14 protein-coding genes are annotated in these 15,423 nt (G+C 71.7%); 12 read left to right on the top strand and 2 right to left on the bottom strand.

Annotated features, from left to right (window positions below; genetic code table 11):
- Window positions 1-133 precede the first annotated feature (133 nt).
- From UK12_RS17450 to UK12_RS17440, 3 genes are all read left to right on the top strand, one after another.
- Entirely contained in the window at window positions 134-2,707 is a 2,574-nt protein-coding gene (locus UK12_RS17450) for an FHA domain-containing protein (RefSeq protein ID WP_045303931.1), read from the top strand.
- Between the two features lie 171 nt (window positions 2,708-2,878).
- Window positions 2,879-4,048 (top strand): GAF domain-containing sensor histidine kinase, encoded by a 1,170-nt coding sequence (locus tag UK12_RS17445; protein WP_045303930.1) that lies wholly within the window; start codon window positions 2,879-2,881, stop codon window positions 4,046-4,048.
- Window positions 4,041-4,688: a response regulator gene (locus UK12_RS17440; protein ID WP_269432027.1), complete on the top strand. Its 648-nt coding sequence runs from the start codon at window positions 4,041-4,043 to the stop codon at window positions 4,686-4,688. The genes UK12_RS17445 and UK12_RS17440 overlap by 8 nt, the downstream gene beginning before the upstream one ends.
- Window positions 4,689-4,799: 111 nt before the next feature.
- Here the strand turns inward: UK12_RS17440 and UK12_RS17435 are convergent, their stop codons facing one another.
- Window positions 4,800-5,600, bottom strand: a complete 801-nt coding sequence (locus UK12_RS17435) for a hypothetical protein (protein ID WP_045303929.1) — start codon at window positions 5,598-5,600, stop codon at window positions 4,800-4,802.
- A gap of 202 nt (window positions 5,601-5,802) precedes the next feature.
- On the opposite strand from UK12_RS17435, the gene UK12_RS17430 reads away from it, so the two are divergent.
- The 8 genes from UK12_RS17430 (at window position 5,803) to UK12_RS41365 (ending at window position 12,811) form a co-directional block, all read left to right on the top strand.
- On the top strand, window positions 5,803-6,594 hold the full coding sequence (locus UK12_RS17430; RefSeq protein ID WP_045303928.1) for an ABC transporter ATP-binding protein: 792 nt from the start codon (window positions 5,803-5,805) through the stop codon (window positions 6,592-6,594).
- A gap of 121 nt (window positions 6,595-6,715) precedes the next feature.
- Window positions 6,716-7,138: an NfeD family protein gene (locus UK12_RS17425; RefSeq protein WP_045303927.1), complete on the top strand. Its 423-nt coding sequence runs from the start codon at window positions 6,716-6,718 to the stop codon at window positions 7,136-7,138.
- On the top strand, window positions 7,098-8,195 hold the full coding sequence (locus UK12_RS17420) for an SPFH domain-containing protein (RefSeq protein ID WP_442973811.1): 1,098 nt from the start codon (window positions 7,098-7,100) through the stop codon (window positions 8,193-8,195). Before UK12_RS17425 ends, UK12_RS17420 begins: the two co-directional genes overlap by 41 nt.
- 194 nt (window positions 8,196-8,389) lie before the next feature.
- Window positions 8,390-9,148 (top strand): sulfite exporter TauE/SafE family protein, encoded by a 759-nt coding sequence (locus UK12_RS17415; protein ID WP_045303925.1) that lies wholly within the window; start codon window positions 8,390-8,392, stop codon window positions 9,146-9,148.
- Window positions 9,149-9,214: 66 nt separating this feature from the next.
- Complete coding sequence (locus UK12_RS17410) at window positions 9,215-9,415, top strand: DUF1272 domain-containing protein (RefSeq protein WP_045303924.1); 201 nt, start codon at window positions 9,215-9,217, stop codon at window positions 9,413-9,415.
- On the top strand, window positions 9,412-9,717 hold the full coding sequence (locus UK12_RS17405; RefSeq protein ID WP_045303923.1) for a 4a-hydroxytetrahydrobiopterin dehydratase: 306 nt from the start codon (window positions 9,412-9,414) through the stop codon (window positions 9,715-9,717). The genes UK12_RS17410 and UK12_RS17405 overlap by 4 nt, the downstream gene beginning before the upstream one ends.
- Window positions 9,718-9,815: 98 nt before the next feature.
- On the top strand, window positions 9,816-12,041 hold the full coding sequence (locus UK12_RS17400) for an outer membrane protein assembly factor BamB family protein (protein ID WP_045303922.1): 2,226 nt from the start codon (window positions 9,816-9,818) through the stop codon (window positions 12,039-12,041).
- Window positions 12,042-12,349: 308 nt separating this feature from the next.
- Complete coding sequence (locus UK12_RS41365; protein WP_197084946.1) at window positions 12,350-12,811, top strand: DUF3761 domain-containing protein; 462 nt, start codon at window positions 12,350-12,352, stop codon at window positions 12,809-12,811.
- A 139-nt stretch (window positions 12,812-12,950) separates the two neighbouring features.
- On the opposite strand, the gene UK12_RS17390 is transcribed toward UK12_RS41365, so the two are convergent.
- Window positions 12,951-13,466 carry an HNH endonuclease gene (locus UK12_RS17390; RefSeq protein WP_045303920.1) on the bottom strand — a complete coding sequence of 172 codons (516 nt, stop codon included), beginning with the start codon at window positions 13,464-13,466 and terminating at the stop codon, window positions 12,951-12,953.
- Window positions 13,467-13,755: 289 nt separating this feature from the next.
- Between UK12_RS17390 and tyrS the strand changes: the two genes are divergently transcribed.
- Entirely contained in the window at window positions 13,756-15,021 is a 1,266-nt protein-coding gene (gene tyrS / locus UK12_RS17385; RefSeq protein WP_045303962.1) for a tyrosine--tRNA ligase, read from the top strand.
- Window positions 15,022-15,423: the final 402 nt, after the last annotated feature.

Raw genomic sequence — 15,423 nt, 5'->3', positions numbered from 1 at the left:
CCGTGTCCCTGAAGGTTGCGTGAAGGTTGTGCCGAGGGCGGACCGGACTTTGGGTGCGCGGCGCCCGGCTGGAATGATGCGCCCTGTCAGATTCAGGAACACCCGGGGGACCGGAGAGCGGGGCGGGCGGACAGTGCCGCAACTCGTAGCAGAGATCAACGGGCAGCAGCGGGTTCTGGAGCCCGGACAGTCGTACACCATCGGGCGCGACCCGGGCTCGGACTTCCGGTTCGAGGACGCCAGGGTCTCCTGGCGGCACGCCACCATCTCCTTCGACGGCGCGAGCTGGCAGTTCGAGGACCACGGCAGCACCAACGGCAGTTACGCCTCCGGTGGGCGCACGCTGCGCGCGCAGCTGCTGCCGGGCACCGTGCTGCACCTCGGCAACGCCGAGAGCGGGCCCAGGCTCGCCTTCTCGGCCCCGGCCGGGGTGCCGTCCCAGCAGCAGGCCGCGCAGCCGCAGAGCCCGTCCTGGTACGAGTCCACCACGGCGCCCAGGCCCGGCCCGAGCGCGCCCCAGCACCAGCAGTACCAGCAGCCTCAGCAGTACCAGCAGCAGCCGGCGATGCCGCAGCAGCCCTGGCCCGCCCAGCCGCCGGTCCAGCAGCAGTGGCCCGCCCAGCAGCCGTCCGGGTTCCCGCAGCAGCAGGCACCCGCCCCGCAGCCCGCCGACGGCGGCGCGCAGTCCCAGCCGGGCCTCGGAAGTCCGACCATGGTGCGCAGCCTCAGCGCGGGGTCGCGGACCATCCGGATCGGCCGTGCGCTGGACAACGACATCGTGGTCTCCGACCTCCAGGTCTCCCGCCACCACGCGGAGCTGCGCCAACTGCCCGACGGCCGCTGGGAGATCGTCGACCTCGGCAGCCACAACGGGATCTTCCTCAACGGCCAGCCGGTGGAACGCCAGCTGATGGGGCAGCAGGACCGCCTGACGGTCGGCCACTCCACCTTCACCCTGGTCGGCGACCAGCTGCAGGAGTTCGTCGACACCGGCGCGGTCTCCTTCTCCGCCCGCCACCTGACCGTCGAGGTCGAGCACAAGGGTGGGAAGAAGATCCTGCTGAACGACGTCAGCTTCTCCGTCCCGGAGAAGTCCCTGGTCGCCGTCATCGGCCCGTCGGGCTCCGGCAAGTCGACCCTGCTGCGCGCGCTCACCGGCTACCGTCCCGCCGACCGGGGCGACGTCCTCTACGACGGCCGCAACCTCTACAAGCAGTTCGCCGAACTCCGCTCGCGGATCGGCCTGGTGCCGCAGTCGGAGATCCTGCACAAGGAACTCACCGTCCGCACCGGCCTCAAGTACGCCGCCCGGCTGCGCTTCCCCGGCGACACCGAGCCCGCCGAGCGCGAGCGCCGGATCGACGAGGTGCTGTACGAGCTGCGCCTGGACAAGCGCGCCGACAACCGCATCACCGCGCTCTCCGGCGGCCAGCAGAAGCGTGTCTCGGTCGCGCTGGAACTGCTCACCAAGCCGTCGCTGATCTTCCTGGACGAGCCCACCTCCGGCCTCGACCCGGGCATGGACCGCGAGGTCATGCAGACCCTGCGCGGGCTCGCCGACGACGGCCGCACGGTCCTGGTGGTCACCCACTCGGTGGCCGAACTCGCGCTCTGCGACCGGCTGCTGGTGATGGCGCCCGGCGGTTCGGTGGCGTACTTCGGTCCGCCGGACGAGGCGCTGCACTTCTTCGGCTACGAGACCTGGGCCGACGTCTTCCAGGCCTTCGAGAACTACCCCGACCACGACTGGGCGGGCCGCTACCGGGGTTCGGTGCACTACCAGCAGTACTCGGCCGACGTGGACTCGGTCGCCGCCCAGTCCCCCGCCATCGCCCGCGAGCAGATCCGCCCGCCCAAGCCGCAGAGCTGGGGCTCCCAGCTGTGGACGCTGATCCGCCGCTACCTCTCGGTGATCGGCTCCGACTGGGGCTTCATCGCGCTGTCGCTGCTGATGCCGCTGGTGCTCGGCGTGGTGAGCGCGATGATTCCCGACGACTTCGGGCTGCAACCCAGCCCGAAGACGCACACCAACGGCACCGCGGCCATGGTCCTGCTGGTGCTCGCCTTCGGCGCGTGTCTGTCCGGTACGGCCAACTCCGTCCGTGAGCTGATCAAGGAACGGGCGATCTACGAACGGGAACGCGCCACCGGGCTCTCCCGGTCGGCGTACCTGATGTCGAAGATCATCGTGCTCGGTGTGGTCAGCGTCCTGCAGGGCGCGATCATCTCGGGGATCGGCTTCGGGGTGCGCAAGCTGCCCGCCGAGGGCCTGGTGTTCAAGCACGCGCCCGCCGTCGAGATGGCGATCGGCATCATCCTGCTCAGCGTCACCTCGATGATGGTCGGCCTGGTGATCTCCGCCCTGGTCAAGACGGCCGAGAAGACCATGCCGCTGCTGGTGATGTTCGCCATCGTGCAGATGGTCTTCACCGGTGCGGTCTTCCAGCTCTTCCACAAGCCGGGCCTGGAGCAGCTGGCCTGGCTGATGCCCGCCCGCTGGGGCCTCGCCGCCACGGGCAACACCCTGGACCTGGCGCACATCGCCCCGATGGGCAGCAAGCCCGGGGAGATCGACGCGCTCTGGGACCACTCGGTGGGCCACTGGGTCGTCAACTGCCTCGTCCTGCTGGTCATGTCGGTCGCGCTGGCGTTCCTGGTGCAGCGGCTCCAGCGCCGGCACGAGCCCGAGGTCATGCAGAAGGGCTGACCCGCCGGACCCGCACGGGCGGCCCCGGTCGAATCCAGGATTCGACCGGGGCCGCCCGTCTGCGTGACCGGGCCTTTCATGACCGGACCTTCGGGACCCTCCGACTACGCCGCAGGTCCTACGCCCGGCGCCGCATGCCCGGCCCACCCGGGCGGCGGTAGCGTTGGGCACATGACCGCCGACGAACCCACGCCTGCCTGCGACCCCAGCCTCGGCGGGATCGAAGCGGTCAGCACCGCCGTCCTCGCGATGAGCCGCCACCTCGAAGTCCGCGAGGTACTGCGCCGGATCACCGCCTCCGCCCGGCAGCTGCTCGACGCCGAGTACGCGGCCCTCGGCGTGCCCGACGACCACGGCGGCTTCGCCCAGTTCGTGGTGGACGGCGTCACCGACGAGCAGTGGAAGGCCATCGGCCCGCTGCCCCGCCAGCACGGCGTGCTCGCCTCGATGCTCCACCGGCTCGACCCGACCCGGCTCGCCGACGTCCGCCTGGCGCCCGACTTCGAGGGCTGGCCGGACGCGCACCCCGACATGAAGGACTTCCTCGGGATGCCGATCATCGACGACGGCGAGATCCTCGGCGCGGTCTTCCTCGCCAACAAGCGCAGCCCGGCGGGCCGGGCCTGCGGCTTCACCGAGCGGGACGAGGAACTGCTGCGGATCCTCGCCGCGCACGCCGCCATCGCCCTCGGCAACGCCCGCCTCTACGAGCGCAGCCGTGAACTCACCCTGGCCGGCGAACGCGCCCGGATCGCCCACGACCTGCACGACGCGGTCTCCCAGAAGCTCTTCTCGCTGCGCCTCACCGCCAAGGCCGCCGCCACCCTGGTCGACCGCGACCCGGCCAGGGCCCGGGCCGAACTCGTCGAGGTGGCCCGGCTGGCCGCCGAGGCGGCCGACGAACTGCGCACCGTGGTGGTCGAGTTGCGCCCCGCCGCGCTGGACGAGGACGGCCTGGTCGCCACCCTCGCCTCACAGGTCCAACTGCTCGACCGGGCCCACAGCGCGGCGGTCCGGTTCACCAGCCAGGGCGTCCGGGCGCTGCCCGCGGGCCAGGAGGCGGCGGTGCTGCGGGTCGCCCAGGAGGCCCTGCACAACGCCCTGCGGCACGCCGACGCCCGCCACGTGGAGGTCACCCTGGCCGCCACCCCGGGCCGCGGCGCGGTGTTGCGGGTGGTCGACGACGGACGCGGCTTCGACCCCGACTCCGTCCAGCGGGCCGGACGCCACCTCGGCCTGGTGTCGATGCGCGACCGGGCGTCGGCCGTCGGCGGCACACTGATGCTGGAGTCGTTCCCCGGCAAGGGGACGGTCGTGGAGATGGAGGTACCCGGTGCCTGACCTGTCGTCGGTGATCCGCGTCCTGCTGGTGGACGACCACCAGGTGGTCCGGCGGGGCCTGCGGACCTTCCTCGAGGTGCAGGACGACATCGAGGTGGTCGGCGAGGCCGCGGACGGTGCGGAAGGCGTCGCACGAGCCCAGGAGCTGCTGCCGGACGTGGTCCTGATGGACCTGAAGATGCCCGGCGTGGACGGCATCGAGGCGCTCAAGCTGCTCAAGGAGCAGGGCAGCACGGCCCGGATCCTGATCGTCACCAGCTTCACCGAGCACCGGACCATGGTCCCCGCCCTGCGGGCCGGCGCGGCCGGCTACGTGTACAAGGACGTCGACCCCGAGGCGCTGGCCGGGGCGATCCGCTCCGTCCACGCCGGGCACGTCCTGCTCCAGCCCGAACTGGCCGAGGCGCTCCTGTCCGACGCTGGCCCCCGCACCCCCCAGGGCCGGGGCGGCACCCTGACCGAACGCGAACGCGAGGTGCTGAGCCACATCGCCGACGGCCGCTCCAACCGGGAGATCGCCCGCACGCTCCACCTCTCCGAGAAGACCGTCAAGACCCACGTCTCCAACATCCTGATGAAACTCGACCTCGCCGACCGCACCCAGGCCGCCCTGTGGGCCGTCCGCAACGGCGAGGCCTAGTCGGCCGTGAGCTGAACAGGGGCGCGGGGAACTGCGCGAACCGGCAGGGGACTTCGTCCAGTCGGGTTCGCACGGTGACCCACGCCCCGAGTACCCGCGAAGGGCCGGGCCTCAGCCGCGGGGCTCGTCCGCCAGGGAGTTGTAGGCGGCGATCTGCGCGCGGCGGGCCGTCTGGACCAGCGGGGCCAGCACCTCGCGGCGGGCGGCCATCTCGGAGGCGCTGACCGCCGCCCCGTGACCGCCCAGGGCGATGGCGAGCAGCGCCGAGATCTGCCGGGCCGACTCCAGGACGCGGACGGCGCGCGGCGAGTACCCGGGCGCGAGCAGCTCCGCGTGCCCCCGCCGCCGGTACGCCTCCAGCGCCCGCAGCGCCTCGGGCCCGGCGCCCGCCACGTCCAGCCGGGTGAGCAGCAGCGTGGCCTCGCGCAGGCCGTCCGTGAGCTCGCGCTCGGCCTCGTGCAGCGAGGGCACCCCGGCCGGCGGGCCGTCGTTGACGGTGCCGCAGCGCCAGAGCACCCGGGTCCCCTGGTCGCCCGCCGGCCCGTACACCTCGATCTCGGGGACCAGCCCGATCGGCAGCCCGACCGCCAGCACCGCCTCGCCGACCCCCATCGCCCGCGTGTTGAACTCGGCGGGACCGGTCAGCCCCAGCGGGTGCCCGGCGTCGGGCAGGGCCAGCCGGAGCCCCTTCGCCCCGAGGACACGCAGCCGCCCGAGCGCCCAGGTGAGCCCGTGCTCGTCCCCGTCGGTGTCGCCCGGCAGCCCGGTGACCCGGTGGGTCTCGTCCTCGCCGAGCACCGCCGCGGCGGCGTTGTCGGGCGGGACGAGCCCGGCGAGCAGGGCGTTGCCCCAGGCGGTCAGGCGCCCGGAGCGCGGTTCTTCGTACGGATTGTCGGCAGGTGTGGCGAGCATCCGGCCAGCCTACGGAAAACTCGGCCATCCGCGTGGCGTAGGTTTGGGGCTGTGCTGCGTGCGGCGCACCCCTCCCAGCCTTACCCGGCGGCCGGAGCGGGCTGCTCGCTCGCACCGACTGTCGACACGAGTGGACCGCACCCCGAGGACCTTTCGCGCAGGTCCCACGGACGGCCGAATCTGCATTGGGGAAGGCGTAGGCATGAGCGACGTGCTGGAGCTGGTGGACGTATCCGTGGTCCGGGAGGGGCACGCGCTCATCGACCAGGTCTCCTGGTCGATCTCCGAGGGTGAGCGCTGGGTGATCCTCGGCCCGAACGGTGCGGGCAAGACGACCCTGCTGCAGGTCGCCTCCACCTACCTCTTCCCGAGCACCGGCACCGCCGCGATCCTCGGCGAGAAGCTCGGCGCCGTGGACGTCTTCGAGCTGCGCCAGCGGATCGGCCTGGCCGGCGCCTCGATGATGGACCGGCTGCCCGCCGACCAGACCGTGCTCCAGGTCGTGCTGACCGCCGCGTACGGCATGACGGTCAGCTGGCGGGAGCAGTACGAGACCACCGACGAGCAGCGCGCCATGGCGCTGCTGGACCGGCTCGGCATGGCGCACCTGGTCGACCGCAAGTTCGGCACCCTCTCCGAGGGCGAGCGCAAGCGCACCCTGATCGCCCGTGGCCTGATGACCGACCCCGAGCTGCTGCTCCTCGACGAGCCCGCCGCCGGTCTCGACCTCGGCGGCCGCGAGGACCTGGTCCGCCGCCTCGGCGCGCTGGCCCAGGACGAGTACGCCCCCGCGATGGCGATGGTCACCCACCACGTCGAGGAGATCGCCCCCGGCTTCACCCATGTCCTGATGATCCGCCAGGGCAAGGTGCTGACCGCGGGGCCGATCGACACCGAGCTGACCGCCCGCAACCTCTCGCTCTGCTTCGGCCTGCCGCTCACCCTGGAGCGGCGCGGCGACCGCTGGTCCGCGCAGGGCCTGCCGCTCGGCTGAGACCGGGCACCGGACAACTGAATCGGGCCGAACCGGGACCGGTCGTACGCACGACCGGTTTCCGCCCATCCACCTGCGGGAACCTACGCCGGAAGAGTCTTCCCGTACCTAGGATGGATCTGTGGAGAGCTGGATTTGGTGGCTGCTGGCCGCCGTCGGTCTGGGCATACCGCTGGTGCTCACCGCGCTGCCGGAGTTCGCGATGTTCGCGGTCGGCGCCGGTGCCGCCGCGCTGGCGGCCGGACTGGGGGCGGGTGTGGTGCTCCAGTTCCTGGTCTTCGTCGGGGTCTCCGTCGCGCTGCTGGCCTTCGTCCGGCCGATCGCCTACCGGCAGCTGCGCCAGTCGCCGGAGATCCGGACGGGGACGGCGGCGCTGATCGGCGCCACCGCGGTCGTCCAGCAGCAGGTCGACGGGGAGGGCGGGCGGATCAAGCTGAACGGCGAGATCTGGTCGGCCCGGGCGCTCAACCCCGGCAGTGTGTACGAACCGGGCCAGCAGGTCGATGTCGTCGAAATCCAGGGCGCAACCGCCCTGGTCGTCTAGGGGAGAGTCCGTGGAACCCGTCCTTATCGTGCTGGTCGTCCTGGTCGTGGTGGCCTTCATCGCACTGATCAAGACGATCCAGGTGATCCCGCAGGCCAGTGCGGCCATCGTGGAGCGTTTCGGCCGCTACACCCGGACCCTCAACGCGGGCCTCAACATCGTGGTGCCGTTCATCGACACCGTCCGCAACCGGATCGACCTGCGCGAGCAGGTCGTCCCGTTCCCGCCGCAGCCCGTGATCACCCAGGACAACCTGGTGGTCAACATCGACACCGTCATCTACTACCAGGTGACCGACCCGCGCGCCGCCACCTACGAGGTCGCCAGCTACATCCAGGCGATCGAGCAGCTCACCGTCACCACCCTGCGCAACATCATCGGCTCGATGGACCTGGAGTCGACCCTGACCTCCCGCGAGGTCATCAACGCGGGACTGCGCGGTGTGCTCGACGAGGCCACCGGCAAGTGGGGGATCCGGGTCAACCGTGTCGAGCTGAAGGCGATCGAGCCGCCGACCTCCATCCAGGACTCGATGGAGAAGCAGATGCGCGCCGACCGTGACAAGCGCGCCGCGATCCTCACCGCCGAGGGCTCCCGGCAGGCGGCGATCCTGCGCGCCGAGGGTGAGAAGCAGGCCGACGTGCTCAGGGCCGAGGGCGAGGCCCAGGCCGCCGTGCTGCGCGCCGACGGTGAGGCCGCGGCGATCCGTACGGTCTTCGAGGCCATCCACGACGGCGACGCCGACCAGAAGCTGCTCGCCTACCAGTACCTGCAGACCCTGCCCGAGCTGGCCAAGGGCGACTCCAACAAGCTGTGGATCATCCCGAGCGAGGTCGGCGACGCGCTCAAGGGGCTCGGCGGCGCCTTCACCGGCCTGACCGGGGGCAACGGCGCCGGCCCGGCCGCCGCCCCGACCTCGGCCCAGGTGCCGCTCGACCCGGCCGGACGCCCGTCCGTCAGCCCGCCCGCCGGTCCTCGCCCGGTGGACACCGAGAAGGGCGCAGCCCGCCCGCGGGTCGAGCCGACCCGGGAGTACCCCAAGATCGACCCCGAGTGACCGTCCTGATCCGGCCATGATCCGGCCGTGATGCGTCGGCCCGCCCCCGGACCCGTCCGGGGGCGGGTCTGCGTTCGGCGGCCGCCCGGCCCTCCGACCCGGTGTGACGTTCGTTCCGGATGCTGGATATCGCTGGCTCTCGTACCGTCCGCTGCTGGAAGATCAGCCGACAGGAGCGAGCGAGGGGTTCGGACATGACATTGTGGGAGGGGCTGATCGTGCTGGCCGCCGGGATCGGCGCCGGGACGATCAACACGGTCGTCGGTTCGGGCACGCTGATCACCTTTCCGGTGCTGCTCGCCTTCGGCCTGCCACCGGTCACCGCCAACGTCTCCAACACCCTCGGCCTGGTCCCCGGCTCGCTCAGCGGAGCCATCGGCTACCGCCGCGAGCTCGTGGGCCAGGGCCCGCGGCTGCTCCGACTCGGCACCGCCTCCCTGCTCGGCGGGCTGCTCGGCGCCTGGCTGCTGGTCAGACTGCCGAGCGGCGCCTTCGACACGATCGTCCCGGTGCTGATCCTGCTCGCCCTGGTCCTGGTGGTCGTCCAGCCCCGGGTGGCCCGCGCGATGGCCGCCCGGCGGCGCGACGGCGCCACGGCCGAGATCGGCCCGGTGCTGCTCCTCGGGGTCTTCCTCACCGGCATCTACGGCGGGTACTTCGGCGCGGCCCAGGGCGTCCTGCTGATCGCCCTGATGGGCATGCTGCTCGACGACGGGATGCAGCGGCTGAACGCCGCCAAGAACGTGCTCGCGCTGATCGTCAACGGCGTCGCCGCCGTCTTCTTCCTCTTCACCTCGCACCTCGACTGGACGGCCGTCCTGCTCATCGCCGCCGGGTCGGTGCTGGGCGGCCAGATCGGCGCCAAGGTCGGCCGGCGGCTGCCGCCGCCCGTGCTGCGCGGCATCATCGTGGCGGTCGGCCTGATCGCCGTCACCCGGCTGCTCGTCGGCTGACGGACCGTCGGCCGCCACCTCGTACCGCACCACTCGTCGTACCGGACCACGTGATCGGAGGCTGCCATGGCGCTGGAAATGCGCGAGATCTGTGAGCGCTGCGAGGTGTCGCTGACCTCGCAGGCAGCGGCCTTCATATGCTCCTTCGAGTGCACGTTCTGCCCGGACTGCACCGAGGCCATGTCCGCCGGCTGCCCCAACTGCGGCGGTGAACTGGTGGCCCGTCCGCGCCGGGCGGCCGACCGAGGAGAGGCAGCAGCACCATGAGCAGTGGACGCCCGGCCCTGTTGACCGAGGACGAGATCGCCGCGGGACTCACCGCGCTGCCCGACTGGGGCAGGGAGGGCAACTCGATCGTCCGGACCGTCGAGGCGTCCAGCTTCCCGGCCGCCATCCGGATCGTGGACTCGATCGCCGTGACCTCCGAGCAGATGGACCACCACCCCGACATCGACATCCGCTGGCGGACCCTGCGCTTCGTCCTTCTCACCTACAGCGAAGGCGGTCTGACCAGCCTCGACTTCACTCTCGCCGCCCGGATCGACGAGGCCGTGCGCGCCGAATCCTGAGCCCGGGTCAGCGCCCGGAGCCCAGGGTTCCGGGCGGCACGCCTCCACCGACATGAGATGCTGGCGGCTTGTCGCACGCAGTCGGACGGACGGGACGCATGGCTCAGGACCACTCCGGGACCGCTGGGCAGGAGCCCATCGGGTACGACTACCAGCAGCAGCCCTGGTACCCACCGCAGCAGTCGGCGGCGGCCGGTGACCCTTGGAACGGCGGTCAGCAGCAGCCGTACGCGGGAGGCGAGCAGGGCTTCCCCGAGCACCAGGGCTTCCCCGAGCACCAGGGCTTCCCCGAGCACCAGGGCTTTCCCGGCCAGCACGGTTACTCCGAGCAGCAGGGTTACTCCGAGCAGCAGGGCTTCCCGGAGCAGCAGGGTTTCGCTGAGCAGCACGGACTGCCCGGCCAGCCCGGTTGGGCCGCCCCGAGCACCGACCCGTGGCAGACCGGTGCCCAGCAGCATGTCCAGCATGTCCAGCAGCAGGAGCCGGGCGGACACGACGGCTTCTACGCACCCGGTGCGCCCGCCACCGACAACGCGCCCTTCGGGACCACCCCCGCTTACGACCCGTTCGGGACCACCGCGCCCGGCGCCGGCGCCGACTCCGTGTACGGCCAGTACCCGGCCGCCGAGCAGCAGCTGTACGCCCCGGCGGGCACCGACAACGGCTACTACGGCTTCGACCAGCAGTATCCCGCCGACCCGACCGAGCAGCTGCCGCCGGTGCCGGCCTCCGGTGGCAGCGCCGACCCGGACCAGGGCCCGCCGACGGCCGCCTTCGATCCGGCCGCGTTCGCCTCGTTCGAGCAGCTCGCCACCGCCGCCATGCCCGCCGTGTCCGACGATGCGACCGGCGCACCCTCTCCGGCCCGGCCCGGCGGTCGTCCCGGGGAGCAGCAGGGCGACCGCGGCGGGGACGCAGGACCGGACGGCGGCAAGGGCAGGGGCTCGCTCGCCGACCGCGCCAAATCCGCCATCACCGCCGTCGTCTCGGCCGAGCACGGCCCCAGCCGGCGGACCCTCGCGATCCGCGCCGGAGCCGGCGCCGGGGCCGTCCTCGTCCTGATCACGGCTGCCTTCCTGGCGACCGGCGGCAGCGACAGCAGCAGCAGCGGCAGCGGTGGCAGTGGGGCCACCGAGGACCCGGCCGCCGCCAAGGCGTTCGCGGTCGCCCACGCCAAGGCCTGGACCGCCCAGCCCGCAGCCGCCGGCTCGGCCGGCTCCGACGACACCCTGGTCGGCAGCTGGCTGCTCGCCGCCACGGCCGTCCGCGCCGACAGCACCGGCGTGCACGCGTACGCGCTGGCCGACGGCAAGCCCGCCTGGACGGTGGCCCCGCCAGCCGACAACGCGGCCGCCTGCGGCCTCTCGCCCACCGTGAACAGCAACGGCCTCGGCGTCGCCCTGTTCCGCCCGCAGGCCGATCCGAAGAGCCCCTGCACCCTGCTCGCCGCCATCGACACCAAGACCGGCAAGACGGCCTGGACCAAGACCCTCTCGGACACCAAGGACCCGTACTCCGCCCATGTCGCGGTCAGCGGTGACAAGGTGATCGCGGTCGGCGACGACAAGGCGTGGGCCTGGGCGGCCGCCGACGGCAGCGACGCCTGGCAGTACACCGGGCAGGGCAAGTTCTGCACCCTGTCCGGTGGCGCGAACGGCGACACCGTCCTGCTCAGCAGCAGCTGCGCCGACAGCGACCCGAACATGCAGGCCGTCGCGCTCAACGCCGCCGACGGCAAGGTCAAGTGGTGGCGCGGGCTCAACAGCGGTCCGAAGACCGTCACCGTCCTGTCGGCCGAACCCGCCGTGGTCCTCACCACCGGTCAGAGCCCCACCGACGACCGGGTACTGGCCTGGGGCGCCAACGGAGACCCGGCCACCGAGATCCCGGTCTCGGGCAACGGCGGCCGCCTCGACGCCGCCCGGGGCAGCCTCAGCGCGACCCCCGGTGTCTTCTTCCAGGGCCACACCATGGTCACCACGCTGACGCCGGCCGAGGGCAGCCCCGTCGCCGTGACCGCGTACGACCTGAGCACCGGAAAGCTGCTCTGGAAGACCGCGGCCCAGGAGAAGGGCAAGGCCCGCGCGGTCGGCATCGACAACGGCGCGCTGATGCTCGCCGTCGACGAGCGCCTGGACCAGCCCGCCCACCTCAGCCGCTTCGCCCTGACCGGCGGTCAGGAGTCCACCGGTGGCGCGTATCCGCAGGGGACCGGCCTGCTGCTCACCTCGGGCCGGATCCTGATCGGCGGCGAGAAGGTGGTGGCCGTGCCCGAGCACTCGGCCAACTTCGGTACCGCCACGGCGTTCCAGGCCAAGGGCTAGCCACCGGGGACCGCGACCTCCGGCGCGGTGGGGCTGCTTCGGCACCCTGCCGGGCCGGAGGTCTTCGCGTTCCCGGACCGGTGGCGGTCGGATGCCGTCCGATCAGTCAATCCGATCATTCCCGGGCGCCAGCCGTGCGTGTGGACATATTGTGTGCCCGGATAGTGCGGGATCTTCTCCAGCCCGACGCACTGTCGGCACCCTGGCGGCGGTGGTGTCCACGCCGGTCCGCGCGTCCGGGCAGGTGCGGGTGGGGCGAGGCGTCGGTCGACTCGACAGCCTCGGTGGAGCGCTGACTTGGAGTGTGTGTGAAAACTGCCCGGATGGTGGGGGCGGCCTCGCTGGCCGTACTGGCTCTGTTCGCCACCGCATGCGAACCCGACGACGGCTCGGCGGGCAGCGCCGCAGGCGCGGGCACCGGTGCGAGCGCCAGCACTTCGGCCTTGGCTTCGGCATCGGCCTCCCCGAGCGCCGTACCGACTCCGAGCAGCACCCCGGAGCAGCACCAGTCCTCGCCGGCCCACGAGTCGCCGACCACCGTCCGCAAGCCCGAGCCCGCGCCGAGCAGCGCCGCCCCCGACGAGCCGGAGGCCGCCAAGGCCGCCGGATCATGCGGGCACCACACCACCGGGGTCTGCGGCTGGGACGCGGGCCGGACGCCCGTCAGCCAGAGCGAGATGGCCGAGTGCAACGACGGCTCGGTCTCGACCAGCGCGACCCCCCAGGGGACCTGCTCGCACCACAAGGGTGTGCGCTACTGGTTCAAGTAGGCCGGCCTCGGCACCGACCGACCCCGGGTTCCCGAGCGCGAGCTCGACGCGGGCTCCCGGGTTCGGTGGCCGTCGGCCCGGTGGGCCGATCCGTCCCCCCACGAGATCGGATCGGACCACCGGGAGCCCGGTGGGCGGGTCAGGCCGCTGCGGCAACCGGAAGCCAGGGCGCGAACTCGCCCGCCTCACCGCCGCGCAGGCCCAGCGCCATCATCAGGCTGGCCTGCGGCGTCGGTTCGAACGGTCGGCGGAGGAGCCTCATCCCGGCCTGTTCGGGTGTCCGGTCGGCCTTGCGCTGGTTGTCCTCCGCGCATGCGGCCACGGTGTTCAGCCAGCTGTCGGCGCCGCCGCGCGACCTCGGCACCAGGTGGTCGACCGTGCTGGCCCGCCGCCCGCAGTACGCACACATGTGCTGGTCGCGTATCAGCACCCCGCGCCGTGACCACGGGGCCCGTTGTCGGAACGGCACCCTGACGTACCGCCGCAGGCGGATCACCCGGGGCACCGGTACGGACACGCCGGTTCCGCGAACCACGCTCAGCGGATGCGCGTGCTCAACCACGGCCTTGTCCTGGAGGACGAGCACCACGGCACGCTTGAGCGACACCGTCGTCAGGGGCTCATAGCTCGCGTTCAGTACCAGCGTGTTGCGCATTCCGGCCACCTCCCTGTCCCGACCGCGCCCGACGGCCCGGCCGTCCCGTCCCATGCCTGTCGGCCACCCGTTGCCCGGTGGCAGTGGCGTGGGGCACCACTCTGAACGCGCCCGGCCCGCCCGAACAACGGAATTTCCACGGCACCGCCACGGCAGCCGGACGACTGGGCTGAAATCCGCTGGCCGGGAACGCGTACCCTCTAGAACGCTGGAGTCGTCCAGGCAGCGGGCCCGACGGAACGGCCCACCCACACCCGCCTGGGTGCCCGATCGAAGGAGAAGCGTGACCGTGACGGACATCGTCGACGAGCTGCGGTGGCGTGGGCTGATCGCCCTGTCCACCGACGAGGACGCACTGCGCAAGGCGTTCGCGGACGGCCCGGTCACGTTCTATTGCGGCTTCGACCCGACGGCCCCCAGCCTCCACCTCGGCAACCTGGTGCAGATCCTCACCATGCGCCGCATCCAGCAGGCCGGAAACCTGCCGCTCGGCCTGGTCGGCGGCGCCACCGGCCTGATCGGCGACCCCAAGCCGACGGCGGAGCGCGTCCTCAACGACCCCGAGGTGGTGGCCGGTTGGGTCGACCGCCTGCGCGGCCAGATCTCCCGCTTCCTCGACTTCGAGGGCGAGTACGCGGCCCGCATGGTCAACAACCTGGACTGGACCTCCGAGATGTCGGCGATCAGTCTGCTTCGCGACGTGGGCAAGTACTTCCGCGTCAACAACATGATCGCCAAGGAGGCGGTCGCGCGCCGGCTGAACTCCGACGCCGGCATCAGCTACACCGAGTTCAGCTACCAGATCCTCCAGGGCATGGACTACCTGGAGCTGAACCGCCGCCACGGCTGCACCCTGCAGACCGGCGGCAGCGACCAGTGGGGCAACCTCACGGCCGGCACCGACCTGATCCGCAAGGCCGAGGGCAGGTCCGTGCACGCCCTCGCCACCCCGCTGATCGTGAAGGCCGACGGCACCAAGTTCGGCAAGACCGAGTCCGGGACCGTCTGGCTGGACCCGGAGCTCACCACCCCGTACGCCTTCTACCAGTTCTGGCTGAACGCGGACGACCGGGACGTCTCCAACTTCCTGCGCATCTTCTCCTTCCGTACCAGGGAGGAGATCGAGGAGCTGGAGCGCGAGACCGCCGAGCGCCCCGCCGCCCGCCTGGCACAGCGCGCCCTCGCCGAGGAACTCACCACACTCGTTCACGGCGCGGAGCAGTACGAGCGCGCGGTCGCGGCCTCCAAGGCACTCTTCGGCCAGGGCGACCTCGCCGACCTGGAGCCCGCAACCCTCGCTGCCGCCCTGGCCGAGGTCCCCAAGGCCACGGCCACCGAACTGCTCCCGATCGTCGACCTCCTGGTCGAGGCCGGCCTGGCCCCGAGCCGCTCGGCCGCCCGCCGCACCATCAAGGAGGGCGGCGCGTACCTCAACAACGCCAAGGTCACCGACGAGGAGGCCGCCCCGGCCGACTCGGACCTGCTGCACGGCCGTTGGCTGGTGCTGCGCCGAGGCAAGCGCAACCTCGCGGCCGTCGAGCTGAAGTCCAACTGACCTTCTGCTGGCGCAAAACAGACCCGGAATGAGCTGCATCTTCGGGTGTAGGGGGCCGGATCAAGCCAGATCCGGCCCCCTCAGGTTTGACTCTCGATGGGCGGTGCCCTAACGTGGAACGAGTCGCCTGATTCAGGCGGACCTCCTTCTCCAGCGAGCGATTCGCCGCGCATCCTTTTCGATTCCAATCGAGCAGGAAATGCGGCCGAAATAAGTCTGCTAGAGTTCGGGAGCGCCGAAAGGCGAAAGCAAATCCGATGAAATTCACTCCGGAAAACGGAGCGGAAAGCATCTGATAAGCTCGAAACACGAAAGAACGAAGCGCCCGGAGGGCCCGCTGGAAGGCGGCCTGAAGGAAGCGTCCGTTCCTTGAGAACTCAACAGCGTGCCAAAAGTCAACGC

The organism is Saccharothrix sp. ST-888, from assembly GCF_000955975.1.
Lineage (GTDB): Bacteria > Actinomycetota > Actinomycetes > Streptomycetales > Streptomycetaceae > Kitasatospora.
This window is presented reverse-complemented; position numbering and strand designations above follow the sequence as displayed.